Here is a 19,339-nt window from a genome sequence, read left to right as displayed (position 1 = left end):
CCATGAAAGGCAATCCCTGGCTGGGCCTGGTGCTGGGCCTGCTCACCCCGCTGGTGCTGGCGGGCGAAACCGGTGTCGCCGCGCGGGTCAATGGCACCGAAATCAGCAACTTCCGCCTGGATCGCCACTTCGCCGACTACCTCCGGATCCAGGGTCGCCAGGTGGGGGCCATCCGCAGTCCGCTGGCCTACAAGCGGCTGAAACGCGAGGCCCTGCAGCAGCTCATCGACAAGGAGCTGCTCTGGCAGGAAGCCGGTCGCCTGGGCGTCAGGGTCTCCGACGAAGAGCTGGACGCCAGCCTGGCGGAGATGAAGGCCGCCTTCCCGGACACCCAGGGCTTCGCCCGTGCGCTGGGCGAGGCCGGTTTCGACGAGCCCGGCTACCGCGAGTACCTGCGCCACGAACTGGCCGCCAGCCGCATGCTCGACCTGCTGGCCGACTACCCGCTGCCCGGCGACGAGGATGTGAATGCCGCCTACCAGAGCCTGAAACCGCAGCTGGACCCCACCCTCGACGAAGCCCGCGCCCGCAGCCTGGTGCGCCAGTACCTGATCGGCCAGCGCGTGGCCGAAAGCCGCGAACAGGCGCTGGAGGCCCTGCGGGAAAAGGGCAGGGTGGAGGTACTGGTGGGGTTGTAGGCCAAACGATGGGCATCCCATGCGTCCCGTTCCCCACATCTGGGGGATGGCATCTGGCCAATACCGGACCTTTCCCCGTTTTTGGGGGAGCCCCCGTCAGTGGGGAAAACATCCCCATTTGAAATCAGCCACTTAGCGCCTCTCTCGCGGTCGCCGACGGCTGGCACGATGCGTGCGTATGTCCAGGCGAAGGCGAGATCCCGGTCCACCGGCTCGCCAGGCCCCTGGAGGGACGACCATGGACAGCCACAGCTTCGCTGCGCAGACCCAGGCGGAACGCTTCGATCCGGAGCTGATGCGCGCCGCGCGCAAGCGCTCCCTGGAGCGGGGGCAGCGCCTGGTGGACGTCCTGGACGAGCTGGCCGACCTGCCACCGGATGAGTTCGCCCGTCGCCTCGGCGCCACCCTGCATTACCCGGTGCTGCCCTTCGAGTCCCTCGGCCGTGGCGTGCCGCTGTTCGAGCGGGTGCCGCTGGCCCTGGCGCTGAAGCGCGAGTTCGTGCTGCTGGAACTGGACGGCGCCACCCTCGGGGTCTTCGCCGACCCCTTCGACGAGGCGCGCCTGGCCTGGGTCGAGGAGCAGCGCCGGGGGGCGTCGCTGCACCTGGTCCATCCCCGCGAGCTGGCGGCCTTCCTCGAACGCCATGAAGAGGGCTTCCACGCCGTGGAGTCCCTGCAGGCCGAAGCCGGTTCGGTGCAGGAGCACGAGGCCCTGGAAACCCTCTCCCTGGCCCGGATCAGCGAAGACGCCAGCGTGGTGGTGAAGCTGGTCAACTCCACCCTCTACGACGCCCTCAAGCTGCACGCCAGCGATATCCACCTGGGCATGACCGGCAGCGGCCTCTCCATCAAGTACCGCATCGACGGCGTGCTGGGCGGCTCCAGCCGGGTGCCCGGGGCGGAGCTGGCGGAGCAGGTGATTTCCCGGGTCAAGGTGATGGCCGAGCTGGACATCGGCGAGAAGCGCGTGCCCCAGGACGGTCGCTTCAAGATCGGCATCAACGGCCGGCAGATCGACTTCCGCGTCTCCATCATGCCCAGCATCTTCGGCGAGGACGCGGTGCTGCGGGTGCTGGACAAGCAGGACCTGGCGGACCAGGTCCAGGGCGTGCGCCTGGAGGCCCTGGGCTTCGAGGACGCCACCCTGCGCAGCCTGCGCCGGCTGGCCGCCGAGCCCTACGGCATGGTGCTGGTCACCGGCCCCACCGGCAGCGGCAAGACCACCACGCTCTACGCCATGATCACCGAGATCAACCACGGCATGGACAAGATCATCACCATCGAAGACCCGGTGGAGTACCAGCTTCCCGGCGTGTTGCAGATCCCGGTGAACGAGAAGAAGGGCCTGACCTTCTCCCGGGGGCTGCGCTCCATCCTCCGCCACGACCCGGACAAGATCATGGTGGGCGAGATCCGTGACCCCGACACCGCGCAGATCGCCGTGCAGTCGGCCCTCACCGGCCACCTGGTGTTCACCACCATCCACGCCAACAACGTGTTCGACGTGATCGGCCGCTTCACCCAGATGGAGGTGGACCCCTACAGCTTCGTCTCCGCCCTCAACGCCGTGCTGGCCCAGCGGCTGATCCGCCTGGCCTGCCCCCACTGCGCCGAGGCGGTGCAGCCCGACGCGGACGAACTGGCGCTCTCCGGCATCGACCCGGCCAGCGCCGACGCCTACCGCTTCGTCCGCTCGCCGGGCTGCGGCCACTGCCGGGGCACCGGCTATCGCGGGCGCACCGCCATCGCCGAGCTGCTGCGCCTGGACGACGACCTGCGCCAACTCATCATCGAGCGCCAGCCCATCAGCCGGATCAAGGAACTGGCGGTCCAGCGCGGCCTGCGCCTGCTGCGCACCTCGGCCCTGGACCTGGTCCGGGAAGGCCGCACCACGCTGGAGGAGATCAACCGTGTCACTTTTGTGGCCTGAGGCCCTGACCGCCGTGATCGGGCCCCGCAGCCTGGGCCTCTACCGTCGCGACCTGTGCCTGGGGCACGCGGTGTTCGAGGCGGCCGGCGGCCCCGCCTGGCCCGCCGCACTGGAGGCCCTGGAGCCGCTGCTGGCGCGCCCTGCGCCGGGCCGTGCCCGCCTGCGGGTACTGCTCTCCAGCCACTACACCCGGTTCTGCCTGGTGCCCTGGAGCGACGCCATCGGCAGTCCCGCCGAACTGGAGGGCTACGCCCGGCTCTGTTTCGAGGACCTCTACGGCGCTCAGGGCGAAGGCTGGAGCCTGCGCCTGTCGCCGGAGGCCGCGGGCCTGCCGCGCCTGGCCGCCGCCGTGCCGGAGGAGCTGCTGGCCCGCCTGCGGGCCCTGGCCAGGGGCGCCCGGCTGCGGCTGGAGTCGGTGCAGCCCTACCTGATGGCCGCCTTCAACCGCCATCGCGCCGCCATCGGCGTCGACGACTTCCTCTTCCTGGTGGCGGAGCCGGAGCGGGGCAGCCTGCTGCAGGCCCGGGGCGGGCGCTGGACTTCGGTGCGCTCGGTGGCCCTGGGCGCCGACGAGTCCGCCCTCGACGACCTGATCGCCCGGGAATGCGAGCTGCAGGCGCTGGACGCCGATACGCCCCTGCGCCTCTTCCTCCACGCCCCGGGGCGCCAGGTCGACAGGCTGCACGACGCCCGGCGACTGGACCCGCCCCTGGCGAGCCGGGATGACGGCGATCCCCTCCAGGCCATGGCCATGACGGTGAACTGAGATGCGCGCCCTCGACCTCGACTTCCAGCACAACCCCATCGCCAGCCGCCCCGGCTGGGGCCTGCTGCTGGCCGGCCTGGCACTGGTGGCCGCCGGCGTGGTGATGCAGCTGGACCTGGACCGGCGACTGGCGGAGGTCCGCGCCGATCTCGACCGGGTGGAGCAGCGCCTCCAGGCCCGTGGCCTGCGCCAGGCGCCGCTGTCGGCCGCCGACGAGAAGCTGCGGGCCGCGAGCCAGGTCGAGCTGCGTCGCATCACCGCCCAGATGAACCTGCCCTGGGACGGCCTGTTCGCCACCCTGGAAGCCCAGCCGCGCAAGGACATCGCCCTGCTGGCCCTGACCCCGGACGCCCGCAAGGGCCAGCTGCGCATCACCGCCGAGGCCCGCGACCTGGCCGCCATGCTGGCCTTCCACCGCGAGCTGGAAGCCAGCGACGCCCTCCGCGACGTGTCCCTGCTCAACCACGAAACCCAGGCCGAACAGGCCGAACAGCCCATCCGCTTCAACCTGGTGGCCACCTGGGAGGTGCAGGATGCGCGTCCCTAGGCTGGTCCTCCTCGAACAGGCCCGCCGCCTCGGCTGGCCGGGCCTGGCCGGCGCGATCCTGCTGGCCCTGGCCCTCGGGCACCTGCTGCTGGGCCTGTTGCCTGGCCGCCAGGACCTGACCGCGAGCGAGCGCCGGCTGGCGGCGGACCGTGCCCAACTGGCCGCCGCCGTGACCCCCGGCCGCACCGCCGGCCCCGTGTCTTCGGGGCAACTGGACGAGCTGCGCCGCAGCCTGCCGGCCCAGCTCGACGCCACCGGTGCCTTCGACCGGCTCTACACCCTGGCCCAGCAGGAGGGCATCACCCTGGCGCGGGCCGAATACGCCCTGGGCCTGGACCCCAAGACCCGCCTGGCGCGCTACCAGGTGCTGCTGCCGGTACGGGGCAGCTACCCGCAGCTGCGCCGCTTCCTCCATGGCCTGCAGGCGCAACTGCCGGCCATGGCCCTGGAAGAGGTGGACCTGCAACGCAAGCAGATCGCCGACTCGCAACTCGAGGGGCGCATCCGCATGACCCTGTATCTGGCGAGGTGACCATGGCACGCCGTCTGTTCTGGTTGGCATTCCTCGGCTCGGCCGCCGCCCTGGCGGTGGTTCCCGAATTCCTCGGCGAGCGCGCCGAACCCCGGGCCATGCCCCACAGCCAGGCCCCGGCCGCCGCCCCGCGCCTCGACGCGCCTTCGGCGCCGGCGGCCGGCGAATCCCCGGAAGCCCCCCCGGCCCTGGTGCCCGCCGCCGACCTGTTCGCGTCCCAGAGCTGGTTCGTGGCCCCGCCGCCGCCCCCGCCGGTGGCCGACCAGGCGCCGCCCCCGGCGCCGAAGCCCACGGCCCCGCCGCTGCCTTTCCGGTTCATCGGGCGCATGGACGACCGGCTTCAGCAGCAGGTCTTCCTGTTGCGCGGCGAGGAGGTGCTGGTGGTGCGCGAGGGCGACCTGATCGGCGATACCTACCAGGTCCGGCGCATCGAGCCCGAGCGCATGACCCTGGTCTACCTGCCCCTGGACAAGGCCCAGACGCTGACGGTCGGGAGGTCGAAATGAACCGCTTGGCCGCGTGTCTCGCCCTGGTGCTGCTGGCCGGTTGCGCCACCAACCTGGCCCAGCGCGAGGGGCTGGACCTGATCGACGCCGGCCAGTTCGAGGAGGGCCTGGCCAAGCTCGAACAGGCCGCCCGCGACGCCCCTCGTGACGTCGGCGCGCAGATGGCCCTGACCACCCAGCGCGAACGGGCGGTGAAGGCCCTGCTGAGCAACGCCGATCTCGCCCGCAGCCAGCGTGATTTCGCCACCGCCAACCTGGGCTATCAGCGGGTACTGCGCATCGAGGCGCACAACCAGCGCGCCCTCGACGGCCTGCACCTGATCGAGCAGCAGCGCAACATCCAGGACATGCTGCGCCAGGGCCAGACCGACCTGCGCCGGGGCGATGTCGTCGGCGCCTCGCGGCAGGCGCGCGGCATCTTCGCCCTCGACCCGCAGCACGAAGGCGCGCGGGAACTGCAGCGCAGCATCGAAATGGTCCAGGCCCGCGCCGCCGTGCCCTACCCGCAGCTGCGCTCGCGCCTGGACCGGCCGGTGACCCTGGAATTCCGCGATGCCAACCTCAAGGTGATCTTCGAGGTGCTGGCGCAGACCTCGGGCCTCAACTTCATCTTCGACAAGGATGTGCGCCCGGACCTGAAGGCCACCATCTTCGTCCGCGAGGTGCCCATCGAGGACGCCGTGGGGCTCCTGCTGCAGCAGAACCAGCTGCACCAGCGGGTGGTGAACGACAACACCATCGTCATCTACCCGGACTCGCCGCAGAAGCTGAAGGACTACCAGGACCTGGTGATGCGCACCTTCTACCTCACCAACACCGACGCGGCGACCGCGATGAACCTGGTCAAGACCCTGCTCAAGACCCGCGACGTGTTCATCGACGAGCGCCTCAACACCCTGACCATGCGCGATACGCCCGACGCGGTGCGCATGGCCGAGAAGCTGTTCCAGGCCCAGGACCAGTCCAACCCCGAGGTGGTGCTGGAAGTGGAGGTGATGGAAGTGTCCCGCCAGCGCATCCTCGACCTCGGCCTGCAATGGCCCAACACCTTCGGCGTGCTCAACGACGCCGGCCAGCCGGTGAGCATCCTCGACCAGCTCAAGGGCATCAGCTCCGACCGCATCAGCATCTCGCCGTCGCCGCAGCTGAAGATCAACGCCCAGGACAACGACGTGAACACCCTGGCCAGCCCGGTGATCCGCGTCAGCAACCGCGAGCAGGCGCGGGTGCATATCGGCCAGCGGGTGCCGGTGGTCAGCGCCACCTCGGTGCCCTCGACCCAGGGCCCTGTGATCACCGAGAGCATCACCTACCTGGACGTGGGCCTGAAGCTGGAGGTGCAGCCCACCGTCCACCTGAACAACGAGGTGGCCATCAAGATCGCCCTGGAGGTGAGCAACGCCACGCCGCTGGCGCCCACCCAGCAGGGCACCATCCCGGTCCAGGTGGACACCCGCAACGCCCAGACCACCCTGCGCCTGCGTGATGGCGAGACCCAGGTGCTGGCCGGCCTGGTGCGCAACGACCAGGCCAACGCCGGCAACAAGATCCCCGGCCTCGGCGACATTCCCGGCCTGGGCCGGCTGTTCGGCAGCAACAAGGACACCATCGGCAAGTCCGAGCTGGTGCTGTCCATCACCCCCCGCATCGTCCGCAACCTGCCCTATCAGAGCCCCTACGACATGGAGTTCCCCTCCGGCACCGAGAGCAGCATGCGGGTGCCGACGGTGCGCACCCCGGTGGAAGCCCTGGGCGTGACCCTGCCCGATGCCCCGGCGGTGGTGGCCAGCCCCGACCCCCTCGGCGGGAGGCCCTGAGCCATGCAGCGCCAGGCCGCCTTCTCGCTGATCGAGCTGGTGATCGCCATGGCCATCCTCGGCCTGCTGGCGAGCATGGCCGCGCCGCTGGCGGAAACCGTCATCCGCCGGGGCAAGGAGCAGGAACTCAAGGCCGCCCTGTACCAGATCCGCGATGCCATCGACGCCTACAAGCTGGCCGCCGATGCCGGGCACATCGAGAAGTCCGCCGCCGGCTCCGGCTACCCGGCGTCGCTGCAGGTGCTGGTGGACGGCGTGCGTGACGTGCGCAGCGCCAAGGGCGAGCGCCTCTACTTCCTCCGCCGCATCCCCCGCGACCCCTTCGCCGACGCCCGCCTGGAACCGGCGGAAACCTGGGGCCTGCGCGCCTACGGCAGCCCGGCCAACGACCCGCGCCCCGGCAGCGACGTCTTCGACGTCCATTCCCAGGCCCGGGGCAATGGCCTCGACGGCACGCCCTACCGGGAGTGGTGAAGATGCGCCAGAGAGGCTTCACGCTCATTGAACTGCTGGTGGTCATGGCCATCATCGCCACCCTCATGACCATCGCCGTGCCACGCTATTTCTCCAGCTTTGAACACTCCAGGGAGACCACCCTGCGCAACAGCCTGGCGGTGATGCGCGAGTCCCTGGACCAGTACTACGGCGACACCGGCCGCTACCCCGATTCCCTCGAAGAACTGGTGGCCCGGCGCTACCTGCGGGCCCTGCCGGTGGACCCCATGACCGAGCGCAGCGACCTCTGGCAGGTGCTGCCACCGCCGGACGGCGCGCCCGGCACCGTGTTCGACGTGAAGAGTGGCGCCCCCGGACGGGCGCGGGACGGGAGCCTCTATGCGGACTGGTGAGCGGGGCTTTACCTACCTCGGCGTGCTCTTCCTCGTCATGCTGATGGGGATGGCACTGGCCGGCGCCGGCCAGCTCTGGTCCACCACCAGCCAGCGGGCCCGGGAGCGCGACCTGCTCTGGGTCGGCAACCAGTACGCCCAGGCCCTGCGCAGCTACTACCGCGCCTCCCCCGGCGTCGCCCAGTACCCGGCCAGCCTCGAGGACCTGCTGGAGGACAACCGCTTCCCCTCGCCCCGCCAGCACCTGCGCCGGCTCTACCCCGACCCCATCACCGGCCGCACCGACTGGGGCCTGGTACGGGCCTTCGACGGCCGCATCGCCGGGGTCTACAGCCCCTCGCGGCAGGCGCCGCTGAAACAGGCGCGCTTCCCCGCCGAGTGGGTGGAGTTCGAGGGCCTGCGCAGCTACGCCGACTGGCGCTTCGTCGCCGAGAAGGCCTTCATGGAGGGCACGCCGGGGAGGACCACGCCATGACCCGGCGCCTCGCCCTGACGCTGCTGCTGATCGCATGCCTGTCCGGCGCGGCGCGGGCCGAGGAGGAGGAGATCATGGGGTTCATCGTTGACCACACGGTGTCCCACATCGGCCACGAGTTCTACCGCGCCTTCAGCGAACGCCTGCGGGACACCAGCAAGCTGGATTTCAACCTGGTGGTCCGCGAGCGCCCCGACGCCCGCTGGGGCAGCCTGGTCTGGGTGGAGTACGAGCAGCGCCTGCTCTACCGCCAGTTCCTGCCGCCCAACACATCCGAACTGAAACCCACCGCCTACGCGGCGGCGGACCTGGTGCTGGAGGCCATCGCCCAGCAGAAGCTGCAGCGCCTCCTGCAAGACACCCACGATCTGGAGAGGGACGAGCTATGAACAAGAACCGCCTTGCCGGGTACTGCCTCCTGTGCGGCCTGTCCGTTTCGGCCCCGGCCACGGAGCTGGTCTACACCCCGGTCAACCCGTCCTTCGGCGGCAACCCGCTGAACGGCACCTGGCTGCTGAACAACGCCCAGGCGCAGAACGACCACGACGATGGCGGCAGCGGCTCCAGCGCCAGCCGGCAAAGCGCGCTGCAACGCTTCACCAGCACCCTGGAGTCGCGCCTGCTGTCGCAGTTGCTGACCAATATCGAGGAGGGCAACACCGGCAGCCTCACCACCGACGCCTTCATCATCAACATGATCGACGACGGTGGTCAGCTGACCATCATGATCACCGACCGCGCCACCGGCGAAGTGTCCGAGGTCATAGTCGACGGCCTGCTGCCCAACTGAGGTCCAGGAGTGGATGCCATGAGCCCGAACAGAGTGCTGATGCTGGTTGCGATGCTGGCCTCCCTGCAGGGGTGCGGCGTACGCGAGCCGATGCCGGCGGAGACCGAAGGCGAGATCCCCACCCTGACGCCGCGGGCGTCCACTTACTACGACCTGCTCAACCTGCCCCGGCCCAAGGGGCGCCTGGTGGCGGCGGTGTACGGCTTCCGCGACCAGACCGGCCAGTACAAGCCGACGCCGGCCAGTTCCTTCTCCACCAGCGTGACCCAGGGCGCCGGCAGCATGCTGGTGGACGCCCTGCAGGCCAGCGGCTGGTTCATGGTGCTGGAGCGCGAGGGCCTGCAGAACGTGCTCACCGAGCGCAAGATCATCCGCGCCTCGCAGAACAAGCCCAACACCCCGGCCAATATCCAGTCCCAGCTGCCGCCCCTGCAGGCCGCCAACCTGCTGCTGGAGGGCGGCATCATCGCCTACGACACCAACGTGCGCAGCGGCGGCGAAGGGGCCCGTTACCTGGGCATCGGCGCGTCCCACGAATACCGGGTGGACCAGGTCTCGGTGAACCTGCGGGCGGTGGATGTGCGCAGCGGCATGGTGCTGGCCAATGTGATGACCACCAAGACCATCTACTCCGTGGGCAAGAGCGCCAGCGTGTTCAAGTTCATCGAGTTCAAGGAGCTGCTGGAGGCCGAGGCGGGCTACACCACCAACGAACCGGCGCAGCTCTGCGTCCTCTCCGCCATCGAGGCCGCCGTGGCCCACCTGATCGCCCAGGGGGTTGAGCGGCGCCTGTGGCAGGTGTCCGGTGGCGAGCCGGTGGACCAGACCTCGCTGAAGAAATACCTGGGGGCCCAGGCGTCGATCGAATGAGCCCGATGAGGTCCGAGTGTCGGCCCGGCTTCCCTCACCCCCGGCCCCTCTCCCAGTGGGAGAGGGGTGACGCGAGGCCCAGCCCTTGTGTGGATAACCCCCTCTCCCTTCGGGAGTAGTAGTCCGCCCTAGGGGTTGAGCTCGCCTGTGGCAGGTGTCCGGTGGCGAGCCGGTGGACCAGACTTCGCTGAAGAAATACCTGGGGGCCCAGGCGTCGATCGAATGAGCCCGATGAGGTCCGAGTGCCGGCCCGGCTTCCCTCACCCCCGGCCCCTCTCCCGGTGGGAGAGGGGTGACGCGAGGCCCAGCTCTTGTGTGGATAACCCGCTCTCCCTTCTCTCCCAGCGGTAAGAAGAACGCGAGGCCCAGCCCCCGTGCGGACAGCCCCCTCTCCCTTCGGGAGAGGGCTGGGGTGAGGGCTGCCGCCGGAGCCCGCTGATCAACGTTCGCAGGGCATCACTCGATGATCACGCGCCTTTCCACCGGCGCCTGTTCCACACCGTCCAGCCACCAGACCAGCCTCGCGTCCACTTGGGTGGAGGCGGGCAAGCGGAGGTCGTTCCGCACGGGGCAGGGACGGTCGGCGGTGCCCTGGTGGCGGCTGCGGCTGCGGCCGGCGGGACCTTGGGTGGTGACCAGGAGTTCGTAGCGGATCGGTGCGTCGGGGCGGTCGAAGCACAGGCGCAGGCTGGCCTGGCCGGGGCCTTGGGAGCTGAGCTGGAGGCTGGCGCTGGCCAGCAGGGCGGCGAGGAGCATGGGGAGGGGACCGCCGCCCGGCATGGGCGGCGGTTGCGGGGGTCATTGCTGGGTGACGGTGGCGGAGTTGCCGGTGCCGGTCTGGTTCAGGGTGGCGGTCATGTTGAGTCCGCTCTGGGTGACGGTGGCGATGTTGTCGAAGCCTGCCTGGTTGACCAGCGCCATGTTGTTCATGTCCGCCTGGGTGACGCTGGCGAAGTTGCCGCCGCCGCTGCTCTGGAAGGTCTGGCTCAGGTTGTCGCTGCCGGACTGGTCGACCTCGACGCTGTTGCCGTCGCCTTCGCTGGTGCCCTCGGCGAGGTTGCCACCATCACGCTGGGCGACCACCAGGCTGTTGTCATTGCCGACCTGCTCGAAGTACAGCTCGTTGTAGTTGCCTTCCTGGGTGAAGTTGGCGGTGTTGCCGCTGCCGTTCTGGTCCAGCACCGCGACCTGGTCGGTGCCGAACTGGCCGCCTGCCTGGTCGCCTTGCCAGTTGCTGGCGAAGACGGTGTTGCCGTCGCCAGTCTGGTTGACGGTCAGGTCCAGTGCGTCGCCGGACTGGTAGGTCAGGCTGAGGTTGGAATTGCCCACCTGGTTGACCGTGCTCACGGAGTTGGTGGATTCGAACTGGTCGGCCCAGGCGGCGTTGGTGTCGCCTTCCTGGAGCATGCTGGCCGTGTTGTTGCTGCCGAAACTCTGGTCCACCACGAGCTCGTTGAGGGCGCCGTCCTGGTTCACGGTGACCCGGCCGCCTTCCTGCTCGGACTGCCAGACCTCGATGTAGCTGGTGTCCCCGCCCTGGAAGACGTCCACCTGGTTGTCGCTGCCGACGCCGCTCTGGTCGACATAGGTCTCGTTGAAGGTGCCCGATTGCTGGATGCCGATGCGGCTGCCGGACTGGTCCATCTGCCAGGTGCCGGCCTGGTTGCCGGTCCCGCCCTGGCTGATCTCCGTGCTGTTGCCGGTGCCGAACAGCTGTTCGGCGTCGGCGCGATTCTGCTGGTCCATCTGGTTGATGGTGATGACGCTGGCGACCTCGGTGTCCTGGTAGCTGAAGGCCTCGTTCTCGTCGCCGTTCTGGGTGACGTTGGCGCCGCTGTTCTGGCTGAACCACTGCTCGCTATGGGCCTGGTTCCAGCTGCCGGTCTGGTCGTGGGTGATCTGGCTTTCGGTCACGGAGGCCTGGACGCCGGTGGAGGCGTTGTAGTCGCCGTTCTGGGTCTGGGTGATGGTGCCGGTGCCGCCGGACTGATCGGCGAAGGCGTTGTTGTACTCGCCTTGCTGGTCCTGGACGACGCTGCTCATCGAGGCGTCGCTCTGCAGGACCTCGCCGACGTTCTCCAGGCCGTTCTGGACCTGGGTCGAGGTGCTGTCGTCGGCGAACGCCTGGACGGCGATCAGGGTCAGGACGGCAGCGGCAAGCGGTTTGTACTGGAACATGTTGAAGCCTCCTGGGGATGGTCCCCCACAGATTCGTTCAGGGTTTGTCCGTGCCTTCAGTGCTGGATCACCTGCACGTTCAGGCCGTTTCCGTACTGGTTGATACTGCTGTTCAGTCCCTCCCCGGACTGCACGATCGAAGCGCTGTTGTAGGCGCCAACCTGGGTGATGTCGGCCCGGTTGTTCGCCCCGTTCTGGGAGATGTAGGCCTGGTTGCCCTGGCCTTGCTGGGTGATGAAGGCCAGGTTGTCCGCGCCAGCCTGGAGGATGTAGGCCTCCTGGTCGCTGCCCTCCTGGACGATCCGTCCCAGCAGTGATTGCCCGTTCTGGCTCAGCAGCGCCAGGTTCCCATCCCCCAGTTGGCGCACCAGGGCCTCGGTGGCCAGGGGCGCGCTGCTGGGCGTGAGGTCCGGGTTGCCGCCGGCCAGGTCGTGGTTGTCCATCAGGTCCGCCGCCTGCGGCGCACCGCCGGCCAGCCCGAGGGCCAGGAGCAGCGCGGTGCGAGGCAGGACGGCGGCGTTCACCTCGGCCTCCTAGCGGGTGCTCAGGGGAACGGTGCGGACCGTGCCCTGGGAGGTGGTGATGGTGGCGGTCGGGTTGGCGCTGGGCACCAGGCCGGTGGTGGTGGCCGAGAACCGCCAGCGTCCGCTACCCAGCACCGTCGTGGTGCCGATGTCCACCAGGCCGGTGGTGGTGGTGACCTGCACCCTCACGCTGTTGCCGGTGGTGACCGAGGATTGGCCGTCCAGGCTCCAGGTGACGCGGTTGTTGGAGCGCAGGACGAACTCGGCGGTGCCCACGGTGAAGGTTTCCGCGGCCGGTTGCGGCGACACCTGGACGCTGACGCCGACCGGGCCGGAGCGGGCGCCGAAGGCGTCCTGGACCTGGTAGGTGAAGCTGGCGGTGAAGCTGTTGGTGACGTTGGCCGGCGGCGTGTAGGTGACGCTGGTGCCGTCGGTGCTCACGCTGCCCTGGCCGGCGGCCGGCTGGGTCAGGTTGACCACGCTGAGCGGCACGTTCCCTTCCGGATCGCTGTCATTGGCCAGCACGTTCAGGGTCAGCGGTACGCCCAGGGTGGCGCCGGTATCGGCCACGCCCACTGGCGGCTGGTTCGGGCTGACGCTGACGGTGACCGTGGCCGGCGCCGAGGCTTCGCCCCGTGCATCCACGGCACGGTAGGTGAAGGTGGCGGTCAGCGGGGTGTTGACCACCGGCGGCGGGGTGTAGACCACGCTGGTGCTGCCGTTCAGGGCGACGGTGCCCAGCCCGGCGTCCGGCTGGGTGAGCCCGCCGATGGTCAGCGGCAGGTCGCCGTCGGCGTCCGTGTCGTTGGCCAGTACGGCGATGGTCACCGGGACGCCGAAGCTGGTGCTGGCGCCATCGTCCCCGGCCACCGGCGGCGTGTTGGGCGTCGGTGTCGGCGCGCTGCCCACCACGACCACCGGCTCGGTGTCGGCACCGCCCGCAGCGGACTTCACCGTGACCACGGCTGGCGGCTGGGACAGGTCGGTCACCCGCAGGGTCTGCAGGGTGCCGGCCTTGGTCAGGCGGCCGAAGCCCTGGGCGGCGAGGTCGGGGACCTGCACCTCGTCGCTGGAGCTGGCCTCGATGGTCAGCGAGCGATCGGCCCAGGAGTAGCGGGCGGTGCTGATCTTGACCAGGTCGGTGACATCGCGGGACAGCGAGGTGGTCCGGGTGGTCCCGGTGGGGTCGGTGGCGGTCACCACCACGAAGGGCGGGATCACCGCCGGCGCGGGGTTGTGGGCGAAGAAGTAGCCGTTGCCGTCGTTGACCATCTCCTGGAGGCAGGCCGGGTCGGTGCCGCCTTCCACCAGTTCCAGGGTCTCCCGGTAGCAGAGCTCGGCATCGGCCGGGCCATTGGCGAACACTTCCAGGCGGGTGCCTTCGCTGGTGCGGCGGTAGCTGGCGCGCTCGATCGCCACCGGCGTGGCGGCGCGGGAATCGAAGACCTTGCCGGAGACCAGGAACAGGTTGTTCTCGATGGTTCCCGCCGGCCCTTCGATGCGCACGAAGTTGTTTCCGCTGGGGCTGCCGGTGACCGGCTCGGCGATGTTGGGGTCACCGACGAAGGTTTCCACTTCGCCGGTTTCCGGGTTGGTCTCCTGGACCGGGCCTCCCACGCGGGTGAGGAAGGGCCCGACATCGCCGGTCAGGGCGCCGGTGTAGACGCCGGGGGCGCCGATGCCGATGTCGCGGGTCATGTTGATGGCGCGGCGGCCACCCCGCGCGGCGATATCGGCGGCGGTGACGTTGAAGACCTCCACGCCGTAGGGGTGGGTCACGGTGTAGGTGCCGGGCACGGGAATGCTGGCGCGGATGCGGATGCGGGCGAAGCTGACCTGGTCGCCGTTGACCGGTGCGTCACCGCCGAAGGCGGCCTCGATGGCGGCGGTGTAGACCTCCAGCTCATAGCCGTTGCCGGCATCGGGAATGCTGGTCTCGGCGATGAACCAGAACAGCTCGCTGGGCCAGTTGTTGGGGAAGATCATCGGCTGGGTGTCATCGAACACCCCGGGCTCCGGGATCAGGGTGCACATATAGCCGCCGACGCGGGAGCTGACGGCCTTGGACTGGCAGAGCTCCAGGGCCAGGTCGTCATGGTCCTGGTACCACTGGGGATAGTGGCCGGTCGCGGCCGTGTAGGGGCCGGGGTGCACGGCCTTGAGTTCGGCCTGGGCCAGGCCGATACCACCGATGGCGAGACCCAGGGTTGAGAGGAACAGGCGGGACCACGTGTTCATGTTGCCTCCTGGCGCTATAGCGCTTGGCTCCGGGTTCGCTTAGGGAAGGATGACCACTTCTTCGGTATCGCTGCCGCCATGGGCCGAGGTCACGATGACGCTGGCCGGCGGGTAGGGCGTGATACCGGTGGTGAGGGTCTTGGTCGCGCCGTCGCCGGTGAGGCTGCCGATCGCGGCCCCGCTGCTGGCGGTGGCGCTGAGGGCGGGGGGCGACACCTCATCGCTGCTGCTGGCCACCAGGGTCAGCTGGCCGGAGGACAGGCTGTATTCCGCGCGCTCGATCCGCACCAGGTCCACCAGCGGCGAGGCCAGGGTGGTGGGGGTGCTTTCCGGGATGGCGGCGCTGTTGTCGGCGGTGATCTCCACGCTGGCCGGCAGGCTGGGACTGGCGGTGGACTGGCCGTACCAGTTGCCGGTGGTGTTGGCTTCGGTCATGGGCACCGTGGCCCCGGCGGTGTCCGCGTACTCGGCGGTGCCGGGGGGCGGCGGGGCCATGGCGAAGACGTCCTGCTGGCTGCTGGCGCCCTCTTCACCGGTGCTGCGGGAGTAGGTGGCGCGCTGGACGATCACCGGGGTCGGGCGGACCAGGTTCGAGAGCTTGCCGGAGATGGCGAACAGGTTGGTCTGCAGGTCGATGCCGCCCGGGCCCTGGATGCGCACGAAGTTGGTGGCGAAGGGGCTGCCGGTCACCGGTTCTTCCAGGTTGGGGTCGCCGATGAAGCGTTCCTCCGCGCCGCTCTCCGGGTTCACCTCGACGTAAGGGCCGTTGACGCTGCGCAGGAAGGGGCCGATGTCGCCGGTGAGGGCGCCTGTGTAGGTCTTCGGCGCGCCGATGCCGATGTCGCGGGTCATGTTGATGGCGCGGCCGCCATCGGTGCCGAAGTCGTCGGCGGTGACCTCGAACACTTCCACGCCGTAGGGGTGGGTCACGGTGTAGGTGCCGACGCTGGGAACATCCACCCGGATGCGGATGCGGGCGAAGCTGACCTGGTCGCCCTCGGCCGGGTTCTCCACCGCGAAGGCCGCTTCCAGTGCCGCGCCGTAGCTGAGGTCGATGCCGCTGTTGGCGTCGACTATGGCGGCGTCGGCGGTGAACCAGAAGGCTTCCGGCGGGAAGTTGGTGGGGAATACCAGGGGTTGGGTGTCGTCGTAGACACCGGGTTCCGGCAGCAGCGAGCACATGTAGCTGGGCGCCCCTGGTGTGCCCGGAACCCGCGAGCTCTGGGTCTTCGACAGGCAGAGGTCCAGGGTGCGCCCGTGGGTGTCCTGGTACCAGGCGGCGAAGGAACCGATGGCGGGGTCGTAGGGGCCGGGGTCGACGTCGAACAGTGCGGCCTGGGCGTGGCTGGCGGTGATGGCCAGGAGAAGCGTGGTGGCCTTGGAAATCGTGCGTTGCATGAGCATGTCCTCTTGCAATGTGGGCGCCTCCCTTGGGTTTTGGCGGCCCCGCAGGCTGGCTGATCGCCCCTCCGCAACGACCGTGCCAGTGTCTCCTGAGCACCGTTGAAAGCCATCTCCCACGAGGCTTTCAGCGAATCGGGAGGGGGTTGCCAGGACCGCCGCAAGGGTGGGGGAGTCCCCCCATAACTGGGTGAATTTGGGGGCGGTTGGGGGCACTGGGGAATGCTGGGGAAAGTGGGGCAAGCCTTCTGTGGAGGGGCTTTGCGCAGGGCCGGAGAAAGTCGGCCTGGTTTATGCAACGGCACCAGCGTCCAAGGCCGTCCCGGTTGGTTCGACGGGTCGAACCCATCACGCACCGCATAGGAAGGTTTCCATGAGCGCTCTGTCTGTGATCTGGGATAGGTACACGACTGGCAAGACCGGCGATTCGCCGCCTCCGGAATTCAACCTGCTGCGCTGGTTCTCGCTGGTGAGCCTGGTGGTCATCGCCAGCGTGGCCATCGGCCTCGGCGTCATTTCCACGCGCTTCGTGCTGACCGAAAGCATCGAGCGCGACGCCATGCTCAGCGCCCAGTTCATCCAGTCCATCGCCGACGCCGAGACCCGCCACGTGGCGCTGCCGGCCAGCATGACCATGGGCGAGCTGCTGGACGCCCGGCAGGACGCCTACCACCCGCAGTCCATGCTGGCGGCGCGACAACGGGCGCGGAGCGAGTTCCTCGACCACATCGCCCTGCTGCCCGATGCGCTGCTGGCCAATGTGTACGGCGCCGACCGGGTCATCGTCTGGTCCACCAACCCCTCGCTGGTGGGCAAGGACCTGAGCGGCCACGACGACCTGGAGCAGGCCTTCGCCCATCCCCGCCAGGTGGCCACCAGCTACGACGCGGTGAGCGGCAGCCGCAGCGAGCAGAAGTTCCTCCGCGCGCCGCGCACCCTGTTCATCGAGAACTACATCCCGCTGCTGGATGACCAGGGCAACGTGGCCACGGTGGTGGAGATCTACAAGGAGCCCCGGGACCTGGTGAGCCGCATCCAGCGCGGTTTCATGCTGATCTGGCTGGCCAGCGCCCTCGGTGGCGGCCTGATCTACCTCGGGCTGTTCTGGATAGTGCGCCGCGCCTCGCTGCTGCTGGCCCAGCAGCAGAGCCAGCTGATCGCCAACGAGACCTTCGTCGCCCTGGGGGAAATGTCCTCGGCGGTGGCCCACAGCCTGCGCAATCCCCTGGCGTCGATCCGCTCCAGCGCGGAGCTGGCCCAGGATATGGTGGATCCCCCGGTGCGCAAGAACATCACCGACATCATCAGCCAGGTGGACCGCATGTCGAAGTGGGTGCGCGAACTGCTGATCTCGGCACGCCCCATGTCCGGGGAGTTCGAGGCCGTGGAGCCCATCGCGGCGATCCACGAGGCCCTGCACGGCTTCGATCAGCAGATCCGCCATTCCGGCGTGCGGGTGGAGTTCCGGGCCGAGGCCGCGCCGGCGGTGATCAGCCACCGGGTGCTGCTGGCCCAGGTCCTCAACAGCCTCCTGGCCAATGCCATCGAGGCCATGCCCAATGGCGGCCTGCTGCGCATCGAGGTGACCCCCGACAGCAGCGGCAAGCGCCTGGCCCTGGCCATCACCGACACCGGCCAGGGCATGAGCCGCAAGCAGGAAACCCTGGCCTTCAAGCCCTACTACACCACCAAGCAGGGTGGACTGGGGGTGGGGCTGGTGATGGTGAAACGCATCATGGAACGCTTCGGTGGCCAGGTCAGCCTGACCAGCCGCGAACGGGAGGGAACCCGCATCTGCCTGAACTTCAAGGTGGCGGGGGAGCGTGGATAAATGGAGCACAGCGTACTGATCGTCGAAGACGACGAGCTATTGGCCGGCAATATCAGGACCTACCTCGAGCGGAAGAATTTCGAGGCCCTGGTCTGCCACTCCGCGGAAGAAGCGCTTGAGCTGCTGCAGGAGCAGGTGCCCGATGTGCTGCTGACCGACAACTCCCTGCCGGGCATGAGCGGCCATGAACTCATCCGCGAGGTGAGCCACCGGGTGCCGCAGGTCAAGCCGATCATGATGACCGGCTACGGCAACATCGAGGATGCGGTGCAGGCCATGAAGGCCGGCGCCTTCCACTACCTGACCAAGCCGGTGGCGCTGGCCGAGCTGAAGCTGCTGCTGGACAAGGCCCTGGATGCCCAGCGGCTGGAGCACAAGCTGGACTTCTACCAGGCCCGCGCCGCCCAGGACGCCGGGCTGGAGGCGCTGATCGGCGAGTCGGCGGCGATGCTGGAGGTCAAGTCCATGGTCCGCCAGTTGCTGGACGCCGAGAGCCGCATGGTCGACGCCGAGTTGCCGGCCGTGCTGATCGAGGGCGAGACCGGAACCGGCAAGGAACTGATCGCCCGCGCGCTGCACTTCGACGGCGCGCGTTGCAAGGGGCCCTTCGTCGAGTTCAACTGCGCCTCGATCCCCGCGCACCTGCTGGAGGCGGAGCTCTTCGGCCATGAGAAGGGCGCCTTCACCGACGCCAAGGACCGCCGCCTGGGCCTGGTGGAGGCGGCCGACGGCGGGACCCTGTTCCTCGACGAGGTGGGGGAGATGGACCTGGTGCTCCAGGCCAAGCTGCTCAAGCTGCTGGAGGACCGCACCATCCGCCGCATCGGCTCGGTGAAGGAGCGCAAGGTGAACCTGCGCATCATCAGCGCCACCAACTGCAACCTGGAGCAGATGGTGCAGCAGGGGCGCTTCCGCCGGGACCTGTTCTTCCGCCTGCGGATCATTTCCATCAAGGTGCCGCGCCTCTATGCCCGCGAGGGGGACGTCCTGCTGTTGGCCCGGCATTTCCTCAAGCTCCACGGCAGGCGCTACGGCAAGCCGGGGCTGCACTTCTCCAGCGAGGCCGAGCACCTGCTGCAGGGCTATAGCTGGCCCGGCAATGTGCGCGAGCTGCGCAACATGCTGGAGCAGACCGTGCTGCTGGCCCAGGGCGACCTGGTCACCGCCGCGCAACTGCATATCTGCCCGACCCTGGTGGAGGGTGAACACTACCGCACCCAGGCCAGGGGGCACGGCCCGGGCGATGGCGAGCCCGATTCGGAGCGGGACATGGTCATCCGCATGCTCGACAGGACCGACTGGAACGTCACCAAGTCCGCCCGGCTGCTGGGGCTGACCCGGGACATGCTGCGTTACCGCATCGAGAAACTGGGCCTGGTGAGGCCGGATCGTCACCACTGATCCGCCCTGGGACCCGGCGCGCCAGCGCCACGATTCCCTGGCACTCC

At 69.0% G+C, this 19,339-nt stretch carries 20 protein-coding genes; 15 read left to right on the top strand and 5 right to left on the bottom strand.

Features of this window, described 5'->3' with window-relative positions; translation table 11 throughout:
- Positions 1 to 2: 2 nt before the first annotated feature.
- From KF707C_RS25115 to KF707C_RS25055, 13 genes are all read left to right on the top strand, one after another.
- A complete protein-coding gene (locus KF707C_RS25115) occupies positions 3 to 638 on the top strand; it encodes a SurA N-terminal domain-containing protein (RefSeq protein ID WP_003451928.1) in 636 nt (211 codons plus the stop codon).
- 238 nt (positions 639 to 876) lie between these two features.
- Positions 877 to 2,568: a GspE/PulE family protein gene (locus KF707C_RS25110; RefSeq protein ID WP_003451935.1), complete on the top strand. Its 1,692-nt coding sequence runs from the start codon at positions 877 to 879 to the stop codon at positions 2,566 to 2,568.
- Complete coding sequence (locus KF707C_RS25105) at positions 2,549 to 3,334, top strand: hypothetical protein (protein WP_003451936.1); 786 nt, start codon at positions 2,549 to 2,551, stop codon at positions 3,332 to 3,334. Before KF707C_RS25110 ends, KF707C_RS25105 begins: the two co-directional genes overlap by 20 nt.
- A gap of 1 nt (position 3,335) precedes the next feature.
- Positions 3,336 to 3,881: a PilN domain-containing protein gene (locus KF707C_RS25100; RefSeq protein ID WP_003451938.1), complete on the top strand. Its 546-nt coding sequence runs from the start codon at positions 3,336 to 3,338 to the stop codon at positions 3,879 to 3,881.
- A complete protein-coding gene (locus KF707C_RS25095) occupies positions 3,868 to 4,413 on the top strand; it encodes a GspMb/PilO family protein (protein ID WP_003451940.1) in 546 nt (181 codons plus the stop codon). The genes KF707C_RS25100 and KF707C_RS25095 overlap by 14 nt, the downstream gene beginning before the upstream one ends.
- A gap of 2 nt (positions 4,414 to 4,415) precedes the next feature.
- Positions 4,416 to 4,919, top strand: a complete 504-nt coding sequence (locus KF707C_RS25090; RefSeq protein ID WP_003451942.1) for a hypothetical protein — start codon at positions 4,416 to 4,418, stop codon at positions 4,917 to 4,919.
- Positions 4,916 to 6,736, top strand: a complete 1,821-nt coding sequence (locus tag KF707C_RS25085; protein ID WP_003451944.1) for a type II secretion system protein GspD — start codon at positions 4,916 to 4,918, stop codon at positions 6,734 to 6,736. Before KF707C_RS25090 ends, KF707C_RS25085 begins: the two co-directional genes overlap by 4 nt.
- 3 nt (positions 6,737 to 6,739) lie before the next feature.
- Positions 6,740 to 7,210, top strand: coding sequence for a type II secretion system protein (locus tag KF707C_RS25080; protein ID WP_003451946.1), 471 nt, complete (start codon positions 6,740 to 6,742; stop codon positions 7,208 to 7,210).
- A 2-nt stretch (positions 7,211 to 7,212) separates the two neighbouring features.
- Positions 7,213 to 7,584, top strand: a complete 372-nt coding sequence (locus KF707C_RS25075) for a type II secretion system protein (protein WP_003451948.1) — start codon at positions 7,213 to 7,215, stop codon at positions 7,582 to 7,584.
- Positions 7,571 to 8,059 (top strand): type II secretion system protein, encoded by a 489-nt coding sequence (locus tag KF707C_RS25070; RefSeq protein ID WP_003451950.1) that lies wholly within the window; start codon positions 7,571 to 7,573, stop codon positions 8,057 to 8,059. The genes KF707C_RS25075 and KF707C_RS25070 overlap by 14 nt, the downstream gene beginning before the upstream one ends.
- Positions 8,056 to 8,448 carry a curli production assembly/transport protein CsgE gene (gene csgE, locus KF707C_RS25065; protein WP_003451951.1) on the top strand — a complete coding sequence of 131 codons (393 nt, stop codon included), beginning with the start codon at positions 8,056 to 8,058 and terminating at the stop codon, positions 8,446 to 8,448. The genes KF707C_RS25070 and csgE overlap by 4 nt, the downstream gene beginning before the upstream one ends.
- The gene (locus KF707C_RS25060; protein ID WP_003451954.1) at positions 8,445 to 8,849 is read left to right on the top strand and encodes a curli assembly protein CsgF; all 405 of its coding nucleotides are present in this window, start codon (positions 8,445 to 8,447) and stop codon (positions 8,847 to 8,849) included. Before csgE ends, KF707C_RS25060 begins: the two co-directional genes overlap by 4 nt.
- 18 nt (positions 8,850 to 8,867) lie before the next feature.
- Complete coding sequence (locus KF707C_RS25055) at positions 8,868 to 9,719, top strand: CsgG/HfaB family protein (RefSeq protein WP_003451957.1); 852 nt, start codon at positions 8,868 to 8,870, stop codon at positions 9,717 to 9,719.
- Between the two features lie 456 nt (positions 9,720 to 10,175).
- Here the strand turns inward: KF707C_RS25055 and KF707C_RS25050 are convergent, their stop codons facing one another.
- The 5 genes from KF707C_RS25050 to KF707C_RS25030 are packed head-to-tail and all read right to left on the bottom strand — an operon-like array spanning position 10,176 to position 16,057.
- On the bottom strand, positions 10,176 to 10,475 hold the full coding sequence (locus KF707C_RS25050; RefSeq protein WP_003451959.1) for a hypothetical protein: 300 nt from the start codon (positions 10,473 to 10,475) through the stop codon (positions 10,176 to 10,178).
- 42 nt (positions 10,476 to 10,517) lie between these two features.
- Positions 10,518 to 11,897 carry a hypothetical protein gene (locus KF707C_RS25045; protein WP_003451962.1) on the bottom strand — a complete coding sequence of 460 codons (1,380 nt, stop codon included), beginning with the start codon at positions 11,895 to 11,897 and terminating at the stop codon, positions 10,518 to 10,520.
- Between the two features lie 56 nt (positions 11,898 to 11,953).
- Complete coding sequence (locus KF707C_RS25040; RefSeq protein ID WP_003451964.1) at positions 11,954 to 12,421, bottom strand: Minor curlin subunit CsgB; 468 nt, start codon at positions 12,419 to 12,421, stop codon at positions 11,954 to 11,956.
- Positions 12,422 to 12,430: 9 nt separating this feature from the next.
- Positions 12,431 to 14,659 (bottom strand): Ig-like domain-containing protein, encoded by a 2,229-nt coding sequence (locus KF707C_RS25035; RefSeq protein ID WP_003451965.1) that lies wholly within the window; start codon positions 14,657 to 14,659, stop codon positions 12,431 to 12,433.
- A 39-nt stretch (positions 14,660 to 14,698) separates the two neighbouring features.
- The gene (locus tag KF707C_RS25030; protein ID WP_003451966.1) at positions 14,699 to 16,057 is read right to left on the bottom strand and encodes a hypothetical protein; all 1,359 of its coding nucleotides are present in this window, start codon (positions 16,055 to 16,057) and stop codon (positions 14,699 to 14,701) included.
- A 376-nt stretch (positions 16,058 to 16,433) separates the two neighbouring features.
- On the opposite strand from KF707C_RS25030, the gene KF707C_RS25025 reads away from it, so the two are divergent.
- Together KF707C_RS25025 and KF707C_RS25020 are read left to right on the top strand one after the other, a co-directional pair.
- Positions 16,434 to 17,891: a sensor histidine kinase gene (locus tag KF707C_RS25025; RefSeq protein ID WP_036992744.1), complete on the top strand. Its 1,458-nt coding sequence runs from the start codon at positions 16,434 to 16,436 to the stop codon at positions 17,889 to 17,891.
- Positions 17,892 to 19,292: a sigma-54-dependent transcriptional regulator gene (locus KF707C_RS25020; RefSeq protein ID WP_003451969.1), complete on the top strand. Its 1,401-nt coding sequence runs from the start codon at positions 17,892 to 17,894 to the stop codon at positions 19,290 to 19,292.
- Positions 19,293 to 19,339 lie beyond the last annotated feature (47 nt).

Origin of the sequence: Pseudomonas furukawaii (genome assembly GCF_002355475.1) — a bacterium.
Taxonomy (GTDB): domain Bacteria; phylum Pseudomonadota; class Gammaproteobacteria; order Pseudomonadales; family Pseudomonadaceae; genus Metapseudomonas; species Metapseudomonas furukawaii.
This window is presented reverse-complemented; position numbering and strand designations above follow the sequence as displayed.